Source organism: Serinicoccus hydrothermalis (genome assembly GCF_001685415.1).
Taxonomy (GTDB): domain Bacteria; phylum Actinomycetota; class Actinomycetes; order Actinomycetales; family Dermatophilaceae; genus Ornithinicoccus; species Ornithinicoccus hydrothermalis.
Window position 1 is genome coordinate 1895264 of the sequence record NZ_CP014989.1, and the last position, 19641, is coordinate 1914904.

General features: G+C 70.5%; 14 protein-coding genes. 4 read left to right on the forward strand and 10 right to left on the reverse strand.

Annotated elements, in window-relative coordinates; all coding sequences use genetic code 11:
• Positions 1-17 precede the first annotated feature (17 nt).
• Positions 18-1862 carry a peptidoglycan-binding domain-containing protein gene (locus tag SGUI_RS08780; RefSeq protein ID WP_066638897.1) on the reverse strand — a complete coding sequence of 615 codons (1845 nt, stop codon included), beginning with the start codon at positions 1860-1862 and terminating at the stop codon, positions 18-20.
• Positions 1863-2286: 424 nt separating this feature from the next.
• Here SGUI_RS08780 and SGUI_RS08785 point away from each other — a divergent pair, with 424 nt between their 5' ends.
• Positions 2287-5001 carry a cell wall-binding repeat-containing protein gene (locus tag SGUI_RS08785; protein ID WP_083190585.1) on the forward strand — a complete coding sequence of 905 codons (2715 nt, stop codon included), beginning with the start codon at positions 2287-2289 and terminating at the stop codon, positions 4999-5001.
• 305 nt (positions 5002-5306) lie between these two features.
• Entirely contained in the window at positions 5307-6905 is a 1599-nt protein-coding gene (locus SGUI_RS17420) for a type 2 periplasmic-binding domain-containing protein (protein WP_157621789.1), read from the forward strand.
• A 607-nt stretch (positions 6906-7512) separates the two neighbouring features.
• On the opposite strand, the gene SGUI_RS08790 is transcribed toward SGUI_RS17420, so the two are convergent.
• The 4 genes from SGUI_RS08790 to SGUI_RS08805 are packed head-to-tail and all read right to left on the reverse strand — an operon-like array spanning position 7513 to position 11868.
• Entirely contained in the window at positions 7513-8400 is an 888-nt protein-coding gene (locus SGUI_RS08790) for a carbohydrate ABC transporter permease (protein ID WP_083190586.1), read from the reverse strand.
• A complete protein-coding gene (locus SGUI_RS08795) occupies positions 8397-9503 on the reverse strand; it encodes a carbohydrate ABC transporter permease (RefSeq protein ID WP_237141311.1) in 1107 nt (368 codons plus the stop codon). Before SGUI_RS08795 ends, SGUI_RS08790 begins: the two co-directional genes overlap by 4 nt.
• Positions 9500-10759 (reverse strand): extracellular solute-binding protein, encoded by a 1260-nt coding sequence (locus SGUI_RS08800; protein WP_066638905.1) that lies wholly within the window; start codon positions 10757-10759, stop codon positions 9500-9502. Before SGUI_RS08800 ends, SGUI_RS08795 begins: the two co-directional genes overlap by 4 nt.
• Positions 10760-10791: 32 nt before the next feature.
• Positions 10792-11868: a LacI family DNA-binding transcriptional regulator gene (locus SGUI_RS08805; protein WP_066638907.1), complete on the reverse strand. Its 1077-nt coding sequence runs from the start codon at positions 11866-11868 to the stop codon at positions 10792-10794.
• A gap of 137 nt (positions 11869-12005) precedes the next feature.
• Between SGUI_RS08805 and SGUI_RS08810 the strand changes: the two genes are divergently transcribed.
• Together SGUI_RS08810 and SGUI_RS08815 are read left to right on the forward strand one after the other, a co-directional pair.
• Positions 12006-14000, forward strand: a complete 1995-nt coding sequence (locus SGUI_RS08810; protein ID WP_066638910.1) for a glycogen debranching N-terminal domain-containing protein — start codon at positions 12006-12008, stop codon at positions 13998-14000.
• 84 nt (positions 14001-14084) lie between these two features.
• Positions 14085-14975 (forward strand): MerR family transcriptional regulator, encoded by an 891-nt coding sequence (locus tag SGUI_RS08815; protein ID WP_066638912.1) that lies wholly within the window; start codon positions 14085-14087, stop codon positions 14973-14975.
• Between the two features lie 7 nt (positions 14976-14982).
• Here the strand turns inward: SGUI_RS08815 and SGUI_RS08820 are convergent, their stop codons facing one another.
• The 5 genes from SGUI_RS08820 to SGUI_RS08840 form a co-directional block, all read right to left on the reverse strand.
• Positions 14983-15912 (reverse strand): ABC transporter substrate-binding protein, encoded by a 930-nt coding sequence (locus SGUI_RS08820; protein ID WP_202816566.1) that lies wholly within the window; start codon positions 15910-15912, stop codon positions 14983-14985.
• 108 nt (positions 15913-16020) lie between these two features.
• Complete coding sequence (locus tag SGUI_RS08825) at positions 16021-16710, reverse strand: ABC transporter permease (protein ID WP_066638914.1); 690 nt, start codon at positions 16708-16710, stop codon at positions 16021-16023.
• A complete protein-coding gene (locus tag SGUI_RS08830; protein WP_066638915.1) occupies positions 16710-17348 on the reverse strand; it encodes an ABC transporter permease in 639 nt (212 codons plus the stop codon). The genes SGUI_RS08825 and SGUI_RS08830 overlap by 1 nt, the downstream gene beginning before the upstream one ends.
• Positions 17345-18406, reverse strand: coding sequence for an ABC transporter ATP-binding protein (locus SGUI_RS08835; protein ID WP_066638917.1), 1062 nt, complete (start codon positions 18404-18406; stop codon positions 17345-17347). The genes SGUI_RS08830 and SGUI_RS08835 overlap by 4 nt, the downstream gene beginning before the upstream one ends.
• A gap of 148 nt (positions 18407-18554) precedes the next feature.
• Positions 18555-19472 (reverse strand): type IV toxin-antitoxin system AbiEi family antitoxin domain-containing protein, encoded by a 918-nt coding sequence (locus SGUI_RS08840; protein ID WP_066638921.1) that lies wholly within the window; start codon positions 19470-19472, stop codon positions 18555-18557.
• Positions 19473-19641: the final 169 nt, after the last annotated feature.

Sequence of the window (19641 nt, forward strand, 5' to 3'; positions counted from 1 at the left end):
GACCTCGCGCCCCGTCGTCAGCGGCCGGCGTCGGCGACGGCGGCCTCGTGCCGTTCCTTCGCCGCCTGCGCCTCGGCGTCGGCCTTGGCCTTGGCCTCCTTGGCCGCCTGCTCCTTCTTCTCCTGCTCCTTCTCCTCGCGCTCGCGGGCCTTCGCCTCGCGGGCGCGCTGCGCCTCCAGCCCGGGCGGGCCGGCGACCCGCTCCTCGTCGATGGCGACCTCCTCGACCGCCACCCAGGTGGGTCCGTCGACGGCACCGGTGGGCTCCAGCCCGGCCGCCTCCTGCACCTCGGCGACCGCCTTCGCGGTGATCGGGCCGTAGCTGCCGTCGGCCTCCACGCCCACGAGCTCCTGCAGCACCGCGACCGCCCCACCGGCGTAGGGGCTGTCGGCCCGGCCCGAGGTCGCGGCCTCGGCGGCGAGCTCGCCCTCGGGGTCGCCCTCGACGTCCCGGCTGCCCTCGGCCAGCTCGAGGTCGCGCAGCGCCATCGTCGGGTGCACGGCACGCTCCAGGAAGACCCAGGTCAGCGGCGTGATCGCGGCGGGCTCGTCACCGCGCCGGCGGGCCTGCTCGGCCAGCACCGGGATGCTCTCCTCGAACTCGGCGAGCGCCTCCGCGGTCTTCGGGCCGAAGTCGCCGTCCGGCTCGGCCCCCAGCGCCTCCTGGACGGCGACGACGGCCTTGCCGGTGTCGCCCTGGGTGAGGGTGGTCCGCTTGTAGGGGGTGAAGACCGACACCTGCCAGTCCTCCGGGACGACCGCCTGGGCCGAGGCCGGCAGGTCCTCCACCTCGAGCCCCTGGGCGGCGGCATACGTCAGGGCGTCGGCGACGCCGGTCGCGGGGACGTCGTGCTCGGTCTGCCACTCGATGAGCGCCGCGCCCGTCGCGTCGTCCAGGACGCCGGTCGGGTCCAGCCCGAGCACGGTCTGCAGCATCGAGACGCCCGGGCCGGACCCGCCGGGACGCACGGCCGCGAGCTCGGAGGAGGGTGCGGCGACGGCCGGGTCGGAGCACGCCTCGAAACGCGGGAAGGTGTGGACGGCGGCGTACTGGTCGGAGACGACGGCGCACGGCCCGAGGTCGGGCTGGGTGACGGCCACCCCGGTCCACCACGAGGTCCGCATCGTCGCGCCGTCCCAGGTGAAGGTGAAGTGGACGTGGTCGGTGTGCGGGCTCTCACCGACGTAGTGCCGCCACTCGTTGTCGTCCTTCATGAAGACGAGACCGTTCCAGATGATGTACTCGATCCCGAAGCGGCGCATCATCTCGCCGTCGTTCTCGGTGAGCCAGGCCACGGCGGCGTCGCCGATGCGACGGTCCTGCGGGTCGTTGGCGTCGAGGTTCCAGTCCAGGGCGCGCCCGTCGTGGTGCTGGCTCATGTAGTCGATGCAGGCGCGGGCCCCGCTCCAGGCCTCCCGGCCGTAGTGCTCGGAGAGCAGCATGGCGAAGGCGGTGACGCCGGGGCGGTCGTGCGGATCGCAGGACAGCTGGTCCTGGTAGCCGGTGTCCTCGTCGACCTGCTCCGGGAGGTTCTTGTTCTCCAGCGGCTCGGGCACGGGGTATGCCGGGTCCGCCGGCAGCGGGGCGAAGGTCGCCGGTCCGGCGGGGGTGCCGCCGTGGCTGAAGCCGGTGCCGCCGGAGGAGGGGGTGGTGGCGTCGCCGGACCCGTCCGTGCCGGCGCCCTGTCCCTGGTCCACCGTGCCCTGGTCGCCCTGGCCGCCGTCCGCACCGCCCTGGTCGCCCGCAGGGTCGACCGGTTCGCTGGCGGCTCCCGTCGACCCGGTCGCCGGGTCGGTGCCCTGGTCCTCGCCGTCGGCCAGCGCGGCGAGCGGGCCGGAGAGCACCAGCCCGCCGGTCAGCATCGAGGCGACCAGGAGCCGTGCCCCACCTCTACGTCGTGCTCCCCCACTGCCTGCCGCCATGTGCCTGACAACCCCTTGTTCCACGACGCCGCTGCGTCTCGTCGACTGCCGACCCGCGAGCATCCGTCGTGGACGCCGCGCAGCGCCGAGCGACACCTCCATCAGGTCTCTCGACGCTGGTGAGAAGCGTACGTCCAGCACGGGCCGTGCGGTAGCCCCACCTGCGTTTTCTTGACCAAGCCGAAACCTGGGACGTCACAGAAGTCACACGGGTCACTCATTTCACACGGCGTCGACGGGCGGCCGTGCCCCGTCCACCCGGGGGTGGTCCGTTCGTCAGGTCCGGCCGCTGGGGTATGGGCTACGTTGCTGTCCTGGTGCTCACCGCCGAGCTCCGTCGAACCCCGTGAGGAGATCCGAACGCATGTCCCACCGAACCCCTCCCGCACGACGCCGCCTCGTGGCGGTCGGTGCCGCGGTCGCGCTGGTGAGCGGAGGTGCCGCGGTCGCCACCAGCTCCGCCGCGGCGCCCGGCTCTCCGTTGAAGGCCGCCCCCGAGATCGAGGACCCGAGCGAGGCGCTCCGGATCTCGGGCACCGACCGCTACGGCACCGCGGCGGAGATCGCCCGCGCCTTCCCGGCCGACGCCACCGACACCGTGGTCGTCGCCTCCGGGCAGGTCTTCCCGGACGCCCTGAGCGCGCAGCTGCCCGCCTCCTCCGCCGCCGTCGCGGCCGGGCTGGCCAGCCCGGACGTCGACGGCGCCGGCCTCCCGGTGCCGATGCTCCTCACCAAGCAGGACCAGCTCCCCCAGGCCACCGCCTCCGCCCTGGAGGACCTCGCCCCGAGCCAGATCGTCCTTGTCGGCGGCGACGTCGCCGTGTCCGACGACGTGGAGGAGGCCCTGGAGGGCTTCGGCGCCGAGGTCACCCGGGTCGCCGGCGCCAACCGCTACGACACCTCCGCGGAGGTGGCGAGCCTCTTCCCGACCGGCCTGCCGGTGCTCTACCTCGCGACCGGCACCGACTACCCGGACGCGCTGACCGGCGGCGCCCGCGCCGGCCGGGACGGCGCGCCGATGCTGCTCACCGACCCGGCGCAGCTGCGGCCGAGCACGCTCGAGGCGATCCAGACCCTCCAGCCGGAGTCGGTGGTCGTGCTCGGCGGCTCCGGTGCCGTTTCCGACGACGTGGTCGAGGCCGTGACCGAGCTCGTCCCGGACACCACGCGGGTCTTCGGGTCCGACCGCTACGGCACCGCCGTGGCCCTCGCCTCGACCTACGAGTACGACTCCGTGGCCTATCTCGCGAGCGGGCAGGACTACCCCGACGCGCTGACCGGTGGCGCCTTCGCCGCCTACCACGAGGGCCCGCTCCTGCTCGGCAAGGCCGACGGGGTGCCGACGGCCACCGCGACCGCCCTGGACCAGCTCTCGCCGCAGGGCCTGGTGCTCTTCGGCGGCGAGGGAGCGCTGGAGAAGGCGCCGGTGGAGGACGCGCTCAACGCGGTGCTGCCCGTCTGGGTCGACGAGCTCGTCGTCCAGATGCTCTCGTTCAACGACTACCACGGGCACATCGAGGAGGAGGACGGGACGCTCGACCCCGAGCAGGACCCCGACCAGAACCTCGTCGGGGGCGCCGTCAACCTCACCTCGACGCTCGAGGCGCTGCGCACCCGCTCCTTCGACGACCAGACCCTGACCGTCGCCGCGGGCGACCTCATCGGTGGCTCCACCTTCGTCTCCGGCCTCTTCCAGGACGAGCCGTCGGTCGAGACGCTCGAGGTCGCCGGGCTGGACGTCTCCAGCGTCGGCAACCACGAGTTCGACGAGGGGGTCGAGGAGCTGCTGCGCATGCAGGAGGGCGGATGCCACCCCGAGCGCGGCTGCTTCGAGGACGAGCCCTACGACGGCGCCGACTTCCAGTGGCTCGCCGCCAACGTCGTGGACAAGGAGTCCGGCGAGTCGATCCTGCCCGGCACCGAGGTGCGGACCGTCGACGGCGTCGACGTGGGCTTCATCGGCATGACGCTCGAGGACACCCCGACCCTGGTCAGCCCCGGTGGCGTGTCCACCGTCGACTTCCTGGACGAGGTCGAGACGGCCAACGCCCAGGCGGCCCAGCTGCGCGAGCAGGGCGTCGAGTCGATCGTCGTGCTGCTGCACGAGGGTGGCTACCAGACCGGTGGCTACGACGCCTGCGAGGGCATCTCCGGCCCGGTCGTGGAGATCGCGGAGAACCTCGACCCGGCCATCGACGCCGTGGTCACCGGGCACACCCACCAGCCCTACGTCTGCACCATCCCCGACCCGGACGGCGCCGACCGCCTCGTCACGAGCGCCAACCAGTACGGCCGCGTCGTGACCGAGACGGCACTGACGATCTCCCGGGAGAGCGGCGACGTGACCCGGGACCGGGCCTACGCCCACAACAACCTGGTGCTGCAGTCGATCGCCGACGACCCGGAGACCGCGAGCGTCGTGGACAAGTGGGTCGCCCGGGCCGAGGTGCTCGCCGGCGAGGTGGTCGGCACGGTGGCCGAGGACATCACCGGCGACGCCGGCGGTGACCGTGGCATCGAGACGCCGATGGCCGACCTCGTGGCCGACTCCATCCTCTGGGGCACCGACGGCGAGGACGAGGGCGGTGCGCAGATCTCGTTCATGAACGTCGGCGGCGTCCGCGCCAGCCTGCTGGTGGACCAGATCAGCAACGGCGAGGCGCCCGGCGAGGTCACCTACCAGGAGGCCTACAACGTCATGCCGTTCGGCAACCTCCTGGTGTCGATCGACATGACCGGCGAGCAGGTCAAGGCGGTGCTGGAGCAGCAGTACGTCCCGGACCGCGGGCGCCCCTACCTCGCGCTGGGTGTCTCCGAGGGCTTCACCTACACCTGGGACGACAGCCAGCCCGAGGGCAGCAAGGTCAGCGACATGCAGCTCGACGGTGTCCCGCTGGAGATGGACGAGACCTACCGGGTCTCGACCCTGAACTTCCTCCAGCAGGGTGGTGACAGCTTCACCGCGTTCACCGAGGGAACCAACCTGGTCGGCGGCCCCGAGGACCTGGCCAACCTCGTGGACTACCTCCGGGCCACCCCGGACCTCACCGCTCCCGAGGACCGCGTCGAGGGTCTCTGACCCCGGCACGACGAAGGGCCGCCACCCGCACGGGTGGCGGCCCTTCGTCATACCTGACCCCGGTGCGTCAGCCCTTCTCCGCGCCGGCATTGGCGCCCTGGGTGAAGTAGCGCTGGAAGAAGACGATCGCGGTCGGGATGGTCATGAGCAGGCCCGCCCTGAGTAACGGCACATTGCGGAGGCCGTCACCGGTTCAGAGATTACGCTGCTGCCCCAGTCTTCGCGTCCCTAACAGTCTTGCCCATGGCGCGGACAACTCAAACCAGATACCTTCTCTGTAAGACATCGCTACAGATCGGGGCCATATGGATTTCATCATTGAGCACGAGAGCGCCATCCGCACTCTCAGTATCGTCGTTGGCGCCCTTGCTGCGATTGCCACACTCATATTCAATGCAGTGTCACTGCGCAACCTGACGACGGAACAAAAGCAATCCAGCGACTTGTTGCGCAAAGAACACGCTTCACTTATTTCAGTGTGGGTCATAAGTGGACCGCCACACACACTCGTAATCTCAAACAAGTCCAATGTCCCAGCAGCCCATGTGGCCTGCCGAACATACACGCCGAGCGGAACGCAGAGCTTTTATACTTACACTCGGTCTCTTCCTCCTGGTGAACACCAAATGCCAATCCGGGCTCAGGAACCACACAGTGTAGATATCTCGTACACCGATCATCGGGGTCAACGCTGGCGCCGCAATAGACATCAAGATCTTGAATTTTTCAACAAATCATTCACACTGAGCAGTGGCGTGGACTTGGAGCCAGTTCTGAAGAAAGCCGCTAGGGAGTTCGAAGAAGACTTTGGAGTACGGGCGAGTTACAAGAGGCACGATGGAGGCCGTCCGCTAAGGAGCCAGTTCTTGGCTAGCCGGCTCGAACCCGAAGCAGCACTTGACGCCATAGTTGGCGCTGATGACTGGCTCGGAGAATTGAAGCAGCACGCCATGCTTAGACCCATATCGCCACCAAGGGCTATATCAGAAGGGGCACCGACCCACCGCTACTGGGAGCGTCTCGCTGCGGATGGCCTGTACTTCGGGGCACCGATTGCGCTAGACACGATGGTCGCCCATATCAATCGCGACATCGTCGGGGATGTTGAGCATCGGAGTTTGATCGACCTTTTCAATTGCGATCACGCAGCCACACGACATAATCAGCCCCGGCGTCTGATCATTGGGGCATATTCAAAGAAAGGAAATCCGGAGCCATTTGTCTTCTGGCCCCTTCTTCAGAGTTTCGGCATCTCACTTTTTGCGAGAGACGACGCTACTCGGTCCTGGGTCCCTGATGAGAGCGTCTTCGATTCTCTTGCTTTAGAACCTCAGAGGTTGGCACGCTTCCGCTCTTGGGTTGCACGTACTCCGGAATTGAGCTCTTACAAGTTTGATCAGGATGAGGCGCGCAAAAGGTTTAAGTTTGGTGAATACGCGATTCTCATAGATACTGTCTCTGCTCGCCGTCACTACACGCGCCTGCAGGACAACGTCGACATAATCCCGCTAAAGACTGGCTTTGGGGCCGAAACGGGGATCTTCATGTCTCATGTTTTTTACGCCTCAGAATTCGGTCCAAACAGAACCGTCGCTCAAGACTACTTGCCCCTGATGATGGATGACGAGACGATCTCCGACATGCTGGGTGACGAACTTCTCATGCCGGTTATTCGTGGAAATCAAGTTGTCATCACGAGTGACGTGGCGCGGGACGTGTGGAGCACGGCGGAGGCGGCTTCGGCCATGCCCAATGGTCCCTTTGCAGACAAGTTTTGGCAATGGGCGTCCCACTTTATTGCCAACATTATCCGCCAAGAAGAAGGGATTGAAGATGTCAGAAACAGTTCGAGAAGGGCCCTTGCCGCGTTGGTTCAAGCGGAAAAGGAGGCTTATTCAAAGTAGCGGAATGCAGCATGTGGATGAGAGGGCTTTCCAAGCGCGAGTAGCGGAATTCAACGCCTTGAGGGCTGAGATAACGCAGCGCTCGACCGCGCAGTTGACTTGCTTGACGGGAAGTTTGGCGACTGCCGCACTTGCATTTTCATCGCTGGGCGCTGGGTCTATCTCTACTGCATCTTTAATACCATCCATCATCAGCCCAGCATTCGGTCTGATGTGGGTCGATCATGCTGTGCAGATATCCAACATCGGGAAGTACATTCGCGAGGACTTGGGAGGGAAGGACGGACTCCCTCTGTCGTGGGAGAGCAGGTCCAATAGGTTTAGAGAGGTTCCAGGAAAAGTTCTCGAATACGGTCTTCCCGTTGCTTTCAGTTTCTTGCTACCGGCGATAGTATCCATCTTCCTGGGCGTTGGGCTAGTAGCGGAGGGAGGTGCTTGGTTTGATCGGATAATTGTGGGGCTTGGATTTGTTGCGTCTGGTTTATACACTTTTCTCATGGTAGGCGCAATCCGATCATTTCGAGGTGACACCTGATTGGTCGGCGTCAAGTAGGCTGGCCGATCTCCTCACTAGGAGGGCGGGAAGTGGCTCTCGGCCCTTCGAATGTCAGCCCTTCTCCGCGCCGGTGTTGGCGCCCTGGGTGAAGTAGCGCTGGAAGAAGACGAAGACGATCGCGGTCGGGATGGTCATGAGCAGGCCGGCCATCATCGTGATGGGGTACTGGTTGCCCGACCCGAGACCGCCGCTGGTGAGGCTGGCCAGCCCGCGGGTCAGGGTGTAGAGCGAGGAGTCGTTGGTCGCGATGATGAAGTGGCCCAGCTCGTTCCACGACCCCTGGAAGGACAGGATCGTCAGCGTGATGAGCGCCGGCCGCGCCATCGGGAGCACGACCGACCAGAACGTGCGGAACGGACCGGCGCCGTCGATCCGGGCGGCCTCCTCGATCGAGGGCGGGATCTGCTCGAAGAACTGCTTCATGATGAAGACGCCGGCCGCGTCCACCGCCAGCGGCAGGATGAGCGCCGGGTAGGAGTTGTAGATCCCCAGGTAGTTGATGACGAGGAACTTCGGGATGAGCAGCACGATCCCCGGCACCGCCATGAGCGCGAGCAGCACGGTGAAGACCGTGTCCCGGCCGAAGAACTTCAGCCGGGCCAGGGCATACCCCGCCATCGAGCAGAAGAGCACCCGCATCGCCGTGACGAAGAGGGTCACGACGACGGAGTTGGTGAACCACAGCGGGAACTGCGTCTCCAGCAACCGGTTCCAGGCGTCCAGGCTGAACGGGTCCGGGACGAGGGAGAGCGGGTTCTCCACCGCGTCGGAGTTGGTCTTGAAGGCGGTGACGAGCTGGATGACGAAGGGGTAGATGTAGATGATCGCGAAGGCGGCCAGCGCGGCATACACGAGCATCTTCTTCACCGAGGTGTCCCGCTCGCCGACGGCGCTCGTGCTCTCGGTCCTCGCCCTGGGCTCCTCCGTGGTCGTGCTCATGCGGACACCTCCGTCGTGGATCGGGTGCGCGTCGTCCTCTGCTCGCGGCGCTGACGCCGCTCCGCCCGGCGCTGGCGCGCCTCGTCACGGTCGCGCAGGACGAAGCGCTGCAGCTGGGTCAGCGCGAAGATGAGCAGGAACAGCAGGAAGGCGATCGCGGCACCGCTGGGGAGGTCCAGGTTGGTGAACGCGGTCTGGAAGCTGAGGTATGCCGGGGTCAGGGTCGTCTTCGACGGTCCGCCGTCGGTCATGACGTAGACCTGGTCGAAGACCTGCCAGGTGCCGATGATCCCGAGCGTGACGACGAGCAGGATCGTGGGCCGCAGGTGCGGGACGGTGACGTTCATGAACCGCTGCCAGGTGTTGGCGCCGTCGACCATGGCGGCCTCGTCGACCTCGGTCGGCAGGTCCTGCAGCGCGGCGAGGAACATGAGCATGAAGGTCCCGGCCGTGGTCCAGATGACCTGCAGCATGATCGCGCTCAGCGCCACCGAGGGCCCGGAGAGCCACTCCCACAGCGACAGGCTCAGCACGTCGGTGCCGGAGAGGAAGGCCGGTGGCGCGGACACGTCCCACACGCCCACCGCGTCACCGAGCACGTGCAGGACGCCGCGCGAGTCGGCGAACCAGTTGGGGCCGGAGATCCCGAAGAGACCGAGGAACTGGTTGACGGCGCCGGTGCCGGTGAAGAGGAAGAGGAAGACGAGCGAGATCGCCACCGAGCTGACCACGGACGGGAAGTAGAAGGCGGTGCGGAAGAAGGTGCGGCCGCGCAGGAACTTCTGGTTGACGATGACCGCCAGCGTCAGCGCCAGCACGGTCTGGGCGGGGACGACGCCGAGCACGTAGTAGAACGTGTTGCGCATCGAGGTCATGAAGTCCTGGCGCGACAGCCCGTCCTGCGCCAGCAGGTCCTGGTAGTTGCGCAGCCCGACGAAGTTGACCTCGGAGATGAAGGGGCTGCCGCGGCCGGTCCAGTCCGAGACCGAGACCCACAGCGCCATGACGATCGGCGCGGCGAGGAACAGCCCCAGGATGACGAGCATCGGGGTGATGAACAACCACCCCGCGACCGGCTGACGCTGTGGGTCCCGGGAGCTCACTCGCCGAGCACCGCCTCGGCGTTGGTGTCGAAGGACTGGACGACGGCCTCGAGGTCGGCGCTGCCGATGTCCTCCAGCTGGGAGTTGAGGTCCGCGACGACGTCGGCGATGCCCGGGACGTTGATCGGCCCGTGCCCGTAGTCGCCGCCGGCGATGAAGGCCGCATCCTCGGGGTAGGCCTCGGTGTAGTCCTCGGAGACCGACTGCCGGGAGGGCATGACGCCGAAGGCGTCGGCGAAGGCCATCTGCTGGTCGGCGCTGGTCAGGTGGTTGACCAGCTCGACCGCCTGGGCCTGGGCGTCGGACTGCGCCGCGACGCCCCAGCACTGGGTGAAGAGCAGCGTGCCCGGCCCGGCCGGCCCCTCGGGCAGCTCGGCGACGGTGTAGTCCACGTCGGGGTAGTCGTTGCTCATGGCGCCCTTGATCCAGTTGCCCTCGATCGTCATGGCCGCCCGGCCGGTGCCGAGGGCCTCGCCGCCCCAGCCGGTGTCGACCTGGCTGGACAGGGCCGCGGAGCCGGAGCTGATCATGTCCTGCACGACCTGGAGCCCGGCGATGACCTCCGGGGTGTCGGCGGTGGGCTCGGTGTTGTCCTCGTTCATCCACCAGCCGCCGCTGCCGACGACGAAGGCGCCGGCCCGGTCGATGCCGGGCGAGAGCACCAGGCCGGTGATGTCGTCGGTGGCGAGCGTCTCGGCGACCTGCGCCAGCTCGTCGTAGGTCTGCGGGATGTCGTCCTCGGTGAGCCCGGCCTCCTCCCACATGGTCTGGTTGATGACCAGGCCGAGGGTGGAGAAGTCCTTGGGCGCGCAGTACTGCTCGTCCTCGTAGGTGAAGGCCTCGCGCAGCGGCTCGTAGAAGTCGTCGTTGTCCTCCGCCTCGTAGGGGTAGAGGTTGCCGGCCTCGGCGTTGGTGGCGAAGGCGGCCGCGTCGAGGTAGAAGACGTCGGCCGGGGAGCCCCCGGCGAAGCCCTGGGCCAGCTCCTGGCCCATGTCGGAGGCCACGGTGACCTCGACCTCGTTGCCGCTCTCCTCCGCCCAGGCGGAGGCGGCCTCCTCGACGGCCTGGGTCTCGGCGTCGCCGGAGGAGGCGATGAGCATCTGCAGGGTCACCGGACCCTCGGCGGAGGCCGGGGCCTGCGCGTCCCCGCCCTCGCCGCCGCCGGTGTCCTCGAAGCCGCTGCCGCCGCAGGCGGACAGGGTGAGCGCCAGGGCGCCGCTCGTGGCGAACGCGACGGTACGGGTGGTGTGCTTCATGTGTCGTGACCTTCCTCGTGGGTCGCCGGGGGTCACCGGCGGGAGCTCTGCTCGGGTGCGGTGATGGGTATGCCCGTCGTCGCCGACCGGTCCGTCGAGGGACCGGGGGTCAACGTCGGTTCCAGCAGCTGACCGGAGGGTGTCAGGGCACCTCCGGTCAGCTGGTCGGTGATGCCCCCCAGGAGTGCGGCGGCGATGAGGGCCAGCGGCTGCTCGACGGTGGTCAGGCCGTGGCGCGAGGCGATGAGGGAGCCGTCGAAGCCGACGACCCCGAGGTCGGGGCCGACCCGCCACCCCCGGGCGTAGGCGGCATACACGACCCCCAGGGCCAGCAGGTCCGAGGCGCAGACGACGGCGTCCCCCGGCTCCAGCGGCTCCAGCAGCGCGTCCGCCGCCCGGGTCGCGTCGGTGAGATCCTGCTCGCAGGTGCCCTCCGGGCCGGCGGTCCCCCGCGCGGACGCGGCGGTGCTCCAGCCCTCCCAGCGGGCCTCGGCCACGGCCGAGGCGGGCCGGTCGTGCGGCCACCCCAGGTAGGCGACCCGGCGGTACCCCCGGGCGTGCAGGTGCTCGACGGCCTGCGCCGTGCCGGAGGCGCCGTCCACGTCCGCCCAGCAGGTGAGCTCGGGCTGGTCGTAGAGGCGCCCGAAGGCGGCGAAAGGGATCCGGGTCTGCAGCAGCCACTCGGGGCGGGGGTCGCCGACGTGGGTGTCGGACAGGACGAAGGCGTCCACCAGCCGGCGCCGCACCATGTCCTGGTAGCCCTCCACCGCCGGGAAGGTGCTCTCGTGGGCGAAGGGCACGAGGTGCACGTCGAAGCGGGGCGCCGCGACGGTGAGCTCGGTGAGGAAGAGCTGGGCGACGTCGGAGCCGGCGCGCTGCACGGCGTTGAGCTCGATCCCGACGGCCCCCGCCCGCTGGCTGCGCATCCCCTGGGCGGCCTGGCTCGGCCGGTAGCCGAGCCGGTCGACCTCCTGGCGCACCCGCTCCAGCGTCTCCGGACGCACGAGGTGCGGCTTGTTGAGGACGTTGGACACCGTCTGCCGCGAGACCGCTGCCGCGCGCGCCACGTCGTTGATCGTGGCGCGGCGGTGGGCGTCCTCTCGGCGCATCGAGCGTCTCCCTTGACGTCGGGCGTCCCGGCAGTGTTGGCTGGGCGCGTGATTTGAACGTTCAAACTTGCGTTTCCCCGAGCATGGACCCAAGACTCTCGGGTTGTCAAGGGTTCCCCCGACGTCAGGAGACACCGATGGCGCAGCAGCCCTGGCTGCACGAGCTGGAGATCGCGGTCGACGGGCCCTCCACCCTGCTGAGCGACCGGGCCGGGGTGGTCCGCGCCCCGGGGACCGGCTGGTTCCTCGACGACCAGCGGGTGCTCTCCCTGCTCGAGCTCCGCGTGGCCGGGGAGGGCCCGGTGCCGGTCGCCGCGTCCTCGGCAGGAGCGCGCACCGAGCTGCTCGGGGTCGCCCGGGCCCTGGCCGGGCCGACCCCCGACCCCCTGGTGCAGGTCCACCGGCGGCGCCTGCTGCGGGACGCCGAGCTCGTCGAGGAGATCGAGTTCGTCTCCCGCGCCGAGGACGAGCTGCACCTCGACGTCGAGCTGGACTGCGGTGGGGACGGGGCGGCCCTCGCGCGGGTCAAGGGCGGCCTGGCCGACGACGACCGGCTCCTCGTGGCCGAGCCGGACGGTCCCGGGGCGAGCTGGGCCGACGAGCGGCACCGGACCACGCTGTCGGCGCAGCCGACACCCACCGCGGTCGAGCCGGTGGACGGTGGTGGGGTCCGGCTGCGGTGGGGCCTGTCGCTGCCGGCCCAGGGACGTACGACCCTGCGCGTGCTTCTCGCGGCAGAGCGCCTCGCGCGGACGACCTTCGACAGCCGGCCCGGGCGCTGCGACCTCTCCGCGGTGCGCCTCGACGCCGGCCCCCGGTGGGAGCTGGCGACCGGCACCAACCTCGCCGACCTGCGTCACCTCGCGCAGATCGACCCCGAGCACCCGGAGGACAGCTTCATCGCGGCGGGCTCGCCGTGGTACCTCACGCTCTTCGGCCGGGACGCGGTCTGGGCCGCGCGCCTCCTGCTGCCCTTCGCCCCCGACCTGGCCCTGGGCACCGCCCGGACGCTGGCCCGGCGACAGGCGGTGGAGCACGACGCGAGCACCGGGGCCGAGCCGGGCAAGATCCTGCACGAGGTCCGGCGCGAGTCCTTCCAGGACCACGAGCTCGACCTGCCGCCCGTCTACTTCGGGTCGGTGGACGCGACCGCGCTGTGGGTCTGCCTCGTCCACGACCTCTGGCGGTGGGGCACGCCGCCGGAGGACCTCGCACCCCTGGTCCCCCACGTGCGCGCCGCACTCGGCTGGATGCAGCACGCGGTCGCCGCGTCGCCGGACGGCTTCCTGCGCTACCTCGACGCCGCCGGCACCGGGCTGGCCAACCAGGGCTGGAAGGACTCCGGGGACTCGATGCGGCGGGCCGACGGGTCGATCGCCCCCGCCCCCATCGCGCTCCTCGAGGCGCAGGGGTATGCCGTGGAGGCCGCCCGCGGGGCCGCCGACCTGCTCGAGGCGCTCGACGCCGGCGACGGGCAGCCGCTGCGCGACTGGGCCGACGCCCTCTCGGGCCGGGTCCGCGAGCGGTTCTGGGTCGGGAGCGGGGACGAGGCATACCTCGCCATGGCGCTGGACCGGGACGGCGCGCCGGTGGACGGTGTCGGCTCCAACATGGGCCACGTCCTCGAGACCGGGATGCTCACGCCGCAGGAGGCCGACCGGGTCGTGCGCCGGCTCCTGCGCCCGGACCTGCTCACGTCCTTCGGGATCGCCACGCTCTCCTCCGACAACCCGGCGTACAACCCGCTCGGCTACCACACGGGGTCGGTCTGGACCCATGACACGGCGATCGCGCTGCGTGGTCTCGTGGCCACCGGGCACCGGGAGGCGGCGGACCAGGTCGTCGAGGGGCTGCTCCGGCTGGCCGAGGCCACCGGCGGCCGCTTCCCCGAGCTGCTCTCCGGGGAGGCGGTGGGACGGGCCGCCGCGCCCTACCCCGCCGCCTGCCGCCCGCAGGCCTGGTCGGCCGCCACGGCGGCGGCGATGATGACCGCGGCCGTCGGGCTCGGCGTCGACGGACCGGCCAGCGCGCCGAGGCTGCGCACCGACCCCTCCCCCGCCCTGCCCACGGGGTGGGCGCTGCACGGAGTGGTCCTCGCCGGAGAGCGCCGGACGGTCACCGCCCCCGGCTGATCCTCGGTCACCGCCTCCCCCAGGCGCTAGGCTTCCTGTCCAAGGACCGTCCTACCTTTGTCCGAGAACGTCAGGAGGCACCCGGTGCAGGGGGTGCGCTACACCGTGAAGCAGGTCGCCGAGGCGACCGGCATCCCGTCCGCGACGCTGCGAGCCTGGGAACGGCGTTACGCCGTGGTGGAGCCGCAGCGTTCCTCCTCCCACTACCGGCTCTACGACCAGGAGGACGTCCGGCGGCTGACCCACATGGCCGAGCTGGTGAGGCAGGGCACCCCTGCCTCACTCGCGGCGTCCCAGGTGCGCGACTCGCTCACGGCACCGATCGCGGCGCCCCCGGGTGCGGGACCGGTGGGCCACGGCCCGCCGGTGGCCGAGCTCATCCAGGCGGCGCAGCGCTACGACGAGACCCAGCTCAGCCAGGTGCTGGACCGGGCCCTGGCAGGGGTGTCCTTCGAGCAGGCGCTCGAGGGGTGGCTCCTGCCGGCGCTCTCCGCGCTGGGGCGCGCCTGGGAGCGCGGCGAGGTCGACATCTCCGGTGAGCACTTCGTCTCCGCCGCGGTGCAGCGGCGGCTGTCCACGGCCTTCGACGCGGCCGGCCCCAACGCGGGCGCCCCCGTCGCCCTGGTCGGGCTGCCGCCCGGGGCGCTGCACCTGCTCGGCACGATGGGCTTCGCCGTGTGCCTGCGCCGACAGGGCATCGACGTGCGCTTCCTCGGGGCGGACGTGCCGCACGAGAGCTGGGAGCACTCGGTGGCCGCCCTGCAGCCCGCCGGGGTCGTCATCAGCGTGCCGATGCCCCGCGACGGGGCGCCGGCAGCCCGGCTGATCGAGTCGCTGCAGTCGGCGCACCCGCAGATGCCGCTCTGGGTGGGAGGGCACGGTGCCGACGAGGCGAAGCTCGCCGGCTCCCGGCACCTGCCCGTCTCGGTCGTCGAGGCCGCCCGCACGGTGTCCCGCCGGCTGCACGCCGGCTGAGGTCCGCTCAGAGGTTGGCGTCGACGAACTCGCGGGCGACGTCGGCCGGGTCCTCGCCCTCGGTCTGGACCTGCACCATCATCGAGGTGAGGTTCTCGGTGTCGAGCGCGGCGGAGACCTCGTTCAGGGTCTCCTCGATCGTCGGGTTGACGGCGTCGGCGCGGATGAGGGGCACGACGTTCTGCGCGGCGAAGAGCGACTCCGGGTCCTCCAGGACGACGAAGTCGTTCTCCTCGATCGCCGGGTTGGTGGTGAAGATGTTGGCGACGTCCACCTGCCCGTTGGCCAGCGACTGCACCGTGAGGTTGGCCCCGGCGGCCAGCGAGCGGAAGCCGGCGAACTCCAGGCCGTAGACCTCCGCCAGGCCGTCGACGCCGTTGGGCCGGCTCTCGAACTCCGGCGGACCGCCGAGGGTCATGTCGCCGGCGTGGTCGGCGAGGTCGGCGATGGAGGTCAGCCCGAGCTCGTCGGCCGTCTCCCGGGTCACGACGAGGGAGTCCTTGTCCTGGGCCTCGCTGATCTCCAGGACCTCGAGGTCCTCGGGGAGGTTGTCCTGGAGGTCGGCGAGCACGTCCTCGGGCGAGGTGGCCGTGATCTCCGGGTTGAAGAAGGTCGCCAGCCCGCCGGTGTACTCCGGCAGGGCGTCGATGGAGCCGTCCTGGATGCCGGCGATGTAGGCCTCGCGGCTGCCGATGTTGAGCTGCGTGTCCACGTCGACCCCGGCGTCGGACAGGGCCGCCGCGTAGATCTCCGCGAGCAGCTCGTTCTCGGGGAAGTTGGCGGACCCGACGGTGAGGCTGCCGGCCGACTCCGCCGACGCCTCGCCGCCCTCGGCCTCCTCACCTCCGCCGGTGTCCATGGGGTCGCCCCCGCCGCCGCAGGCGGCGAGGCCGAGGGTCGCGCTGAGGGCAAGGGTGATGAGGGTGCTACGTCGCACGGTGGGTCCTCCCGATCGGGTGCGCTCTCTGGTCAGGTCGAACATCTCGCCCGCGACGGGTATGCCGCCCGCGGGTCACGATCTGGTCACGGTCCGCATCGGGCCGGTTCATGTGGCGCTCGCCTCGACGAGCCCACGGGACACGACGAGGCGCTGGACCCCCGCCATCACCACGTCCACGAGGAGCGCGAGGGCGGCCACCACGATGGCGCCACCGGCCATGACCTCGTACTGCCGCGAGGCCTGCCCGTCGATGAGGTAGCGCCCGAGCCCGCCGATCCCCACGATGGCGGCGATGGTGGCGGTCGCGATGATCTGGAGCATCGCCGAGCGCAGCCCGGAGATGAGCAGCGGCAGCGCGGCCGGGAACTCCACCTGCCACAGGATCTGGGACTCGGTCATGCCCACGCCGCGGGCCGCGTCGCGCGCTGCGGGGTCGACCGCCTCGACCCCGGCATACGTGCCGGAGAGCACCGGCGGGACGGCGAGCAGCACCAGCACGAGCACGACCGGCAGCTCGAAGGCGAGGTTGCCGCTGAGCCGGGGCAGCAGGAGCAGGGTGGCGACGAAGAGCACTCCGAGGGAGGGGATGGCGCGGAAGGCCCCGGCGAGGTTGATGGCGAGCCACCGGCCCCGCCCGGTGTGCCCGATGTAGAGCCCCACGGGCACCGCGACGAGGGCGGCGAGGATCAGCGCGATGACCGAGATCCGCAGGTGGGTGACGCTCTGCGCGAGGATCCCGCCCGGCCCGGTCCAGGTCTGCGGGTCGGTGAGCCACTGCCAGGTGAGCGAGATCATCAGGCCGCCCCCGCCCGCAGCCAGGGGGTGAGCACCCGGGAGAGCAGCGCGATGCCCGCGTCGAGGACCAGCGCCAGCCCCACGCAGGCCCCGATGCCGACGAGGATCGGGCCCATGTCGTTGCGGTTGAAGCCCTCGGTGAACAGCTGCCCGAGCTGGCTCACCCCGATGAGGGCGGCCACCGAGACGATGGAGACGTTGCTCACCGCGGCGACCCGCAGGCCCGCGGTGATGACGGGCACGGCCAGCGGCAGGTCGACGACGAGGGTGCGCCGCAGCTCGCCGTAGCCCATCGCCGTCGCGGCCTGCCGGGTCGCGACCGGGACCGAGCCCAGGCCGTCGGCGACCGTGCGGGTGAGCAGGGCGATGGCATACAGCGTCATGGCGACGAGGACGTTGGCGTCGTCGAGCACCCGGGTGCCGAGCAGCAGCGGCAGCAGGATGAAGAGCGCGAGCGAGGGGATGGTGTAGAGCAGCCCGGTCCCGGCGATCATCGGCGGCGCCAGCCAGCGGTAGCGCGTGGCCAGCCAGCCCAGGGGCAGGCTGATGACGAGGCCTAGCAGCAGGGGCAGGCCGGCGAGGTAGAGGTGCCGCAGCAGGAGGTCACCGACGGTGGACCAGGCGACGCCCCCGATCACACCTGCTCCAGGGAGTCGACGACCTGCTGCGCCGAGACCGTGCCGACGACCCGGCCCTCGGAGACGACCACCCCGCGACGGGAGGGTGCGGAGAGCGCCGCGTCGAGGAAGACCCGGGCGCTGTCGCCGACCTCGGCGAGCGCGCCCATACGGTGCAGCTCGTCCCGCTCGACCGGCCCGCCGGAGGTATGCCGGTCCACCCAGCCGAGCGGCTCACCCCCCTCGCCGACGGCGAGCACCCAGCCCCGGCCCTCGGGGACGTCCTCACCGAGCGAGACCGTCTGCTCCGGGGAGGGCTCGAGGTGGGTGCCGGTGAACCCGAGCTTGCGGTAGCCGCGGTCCTTGCCGACGAAGCTGGCGACGAAGTCGTCGGCCGGCTCCCGCAGCAGCTCCCCCGGGCTCGCGAGCTGGGCGAGCTTGCCGCCCTGGCGCAGGACCGCGACGTGGTCACCCAGGACGATGGCCTCGTCGATGTCGTGGGTGACGAGGACGACGGTGATCCCGAGCTCGCGCTGCAGCCGCTTGACCTCCGCCTGCAGGTCCATCCGCACGAGCGGGTCGACCGCGCTGAAGGGCTCGTCCATGAGGACGACCTCGGGGTCGCTGGCCAGCGCCCGGGCGACGCCGACGCGCTGCTGCTGGCCGCCGGACAGCTGCGCCGGGTAGCGCTCGGCCTGGTTGGCGGTGAGCCCGACCTTCTCGATCGCCTCCATCGCCGCCGACCTGGCCCGTCCCGCGTCCCAGCCGATGAGCTTGGGGACGGTCATGACGTTCTTGAGCACCGTGCGGTGCGGGAACAGCCCGGCGTGCTGGATGACGTAGCCGATCGACCGGCGCAGCTGGGCCGGCTTGCGGTCCGCGACGTCCTGGTCGTTGATGAGGATCCGACCCTCGGTCGGCTCCACCATCCGGTTGATCATGCGCAGGCTGGTGGTCTTGCCGCAGCCGGACGGGCCGACGAAGACCGTGATCCCGCCCTTGGGGACCTCCAGGGTCAGGTCGTCGACCGCCGTCACGCCGTCGGCATACCTCTTGGTCACGCCCTCGAAGCGGATCATTCGTCCGACCCTACGGGCTGGCACCGACAGGGGCACCTTCAAGGGCCCGCTGGAGGCAGGTCTGTGAACGGCGAGCGACCCGAGCACGCCACCACCTCCTGCACCGGCCGGCGTGCACACCCACCACGTTCCTGCGGGTATGCCGCCCTCAGGCCCCGATCTGCACGCCGGCCCGCACGGCGCGGGGCGGGTGCCCCACCGGCCGGCCCTCGTCGCGCGCCTCCCGCCACGAGCGCAGCGCCCAGAGCACCCGCTCGGGCCGGAGCATGACGTCCTCCCAGGAGAAACGGAGCACGGTCCAGCCGTGGACGCCGAGGTCGGTGTAGCGCTGCAGGTCCTTGCGGAAGCCCCGGCGGTGCGCGTGGTGGGTGAAGCTCTCGGCCTCGATCACCAGCCGCCTGCCCTCGTCGGCGAGGTCGACCTGCGCGAAGAGGCTCGGCCCGGTGATCTGGACCTGGGGCTCGACGTCCAGGCCCGCGAGGAGCGCGAGCGCCCGGAGACACGACTCGAAGGGGTTCGCCGCCGTGGCCCGGGCACGCAGCGCCACCTCCCGCGCCTGCCGGCAGCCGGGCCCGCGCAGCGCCGCGGCCGCCTCGCGCAGGTCCTGCGGGCTCACGTCGGTGCGCCGCAGGGCCGAGTCGGCGACCGCCAGCGCCTCGGGCAGGCTGAGGTCACGCGCGCAGTCCACGACGGTCCGGATCAGCCCCGTGGTGCCGGCCCGCAGCTCGGCGGGCTCGACCGGGCGCCACCGCACCGCCGCCCGTGCCTGCTGCCCGGGGTCGAGACGTCGGTTGCGGCGCACGACCACCTCCGGCAGCTCCGGAGCCGTCCCCACCTGGAGGCCGTGGTGCAGCGCGGCGCTGCGGTGCGACAGCGCCGCGGTGAGCGAGACGGCCACGTCCAGCTGGTCGGACAGTGCGGCGAGCCGGTAGTGGCCACGGCGGGTCCGGACCACGGTGCCGTCGTGCAGGGCCCGCGCCAGGGCGCGGCGCGGGACCCCGAGGGCGCGCAGCTCACCGGCGGTCGCCCTCCCGCCGGTGCGCCGCAACGCCTCCTCGACCCCCATGCGCCCAGCCTGCACGCTGCGGCGAGGCTCCGGGAGACTTGTCCACAGGCATACCCGGGGGTCGGCGTGCCGACCGGCGTGCACATCGGGGTCGCTCCTGCGGGTATGCCGCCGCCGCCGGCCGTCGTGCACGCCGGTCGGTACGCGTGGGCTCAGGAGGGAGTGGCCC

What these genes read in the sequence shown, in the direction of transcription:
- SGUI_RS08780 (WP_066638897.1), bottom strand. Translation starts at nt 1,862, where the DNA reads ATGCTGACCGGCGGGCTGGTGCTCTCCGGCCCGCTCGCCGCGCTGGCC.
- SGUI_RS08785 (WP_083190585.1), top strand. Translation starts at nt 2,287, where the DNA reads ATGTCCCACCGAACCCCTCCCGCACGACGCCGCCTCGTGGCGGTCGGT.
- SGUI_RS17420 (WP_157621789.1), top strand. Translation starts at nt 5,307, where the DNA reads ATGGATTTCATCATTGAGCACGAGAGCGCCATCCGCACTCTCAGTATC.
- SGUI_RS08790 (WP_083190586.1), bottom strand. Translation starts at nt 8,400, where the DNA reads ATGAGCACGACCACGGAGGAGCCCAGGGCGAGGACCGAGAGCACGAGC.
- SGUI_RS08800 (WP_066638905.1), bottom strand. Translation starts at nt 10,759, where the DNA reads ATGAAGCACACCACCCGTACCGTCGCGTTCGCCACGAGCGGCGCCCTG.
- SGUI_RS08805 (WP_066638907.1), bottom strand. Translation starts at nt 11,868, where the DNA reads ATGCGCCGAGAGGACGCCCACCGCCGCGCCACGATCAACGACGTGGCG.
- SGUI_RS08810 (WP_066638910.1), top strand. Translation starts at nt 12,006, where the DNA reads ATGGCGCAGCAGCCCTGGCTGCACGAGCTGGAGATCGCGGTCGACGGG.
- SGUI_RS08825 (WP_066638914.1), bottom strand. Translation starts at nt 16,710, where the DNA reads ATGATCTCGCTCACCTGGCAGTGGCTCACCGACCCGCAGACCTGGACC.
- SGUI_RS08835 (WP_066638917.1), bottom strand. Translation starts at nt 18,406, where the DNA reads ATGATCCGCTTCGAGGGCGTGACCAAGAGGTATGCCGACGGCGTGACG.
- SGUI_RS08840 (WP_066638921.1), bottom strand. Translation starts at nt 19,472, where the DNA reads ATGGGGGTCGAGGAGGCGTTGCGGCGCACCGGCGGGAGGGCGACCGCC.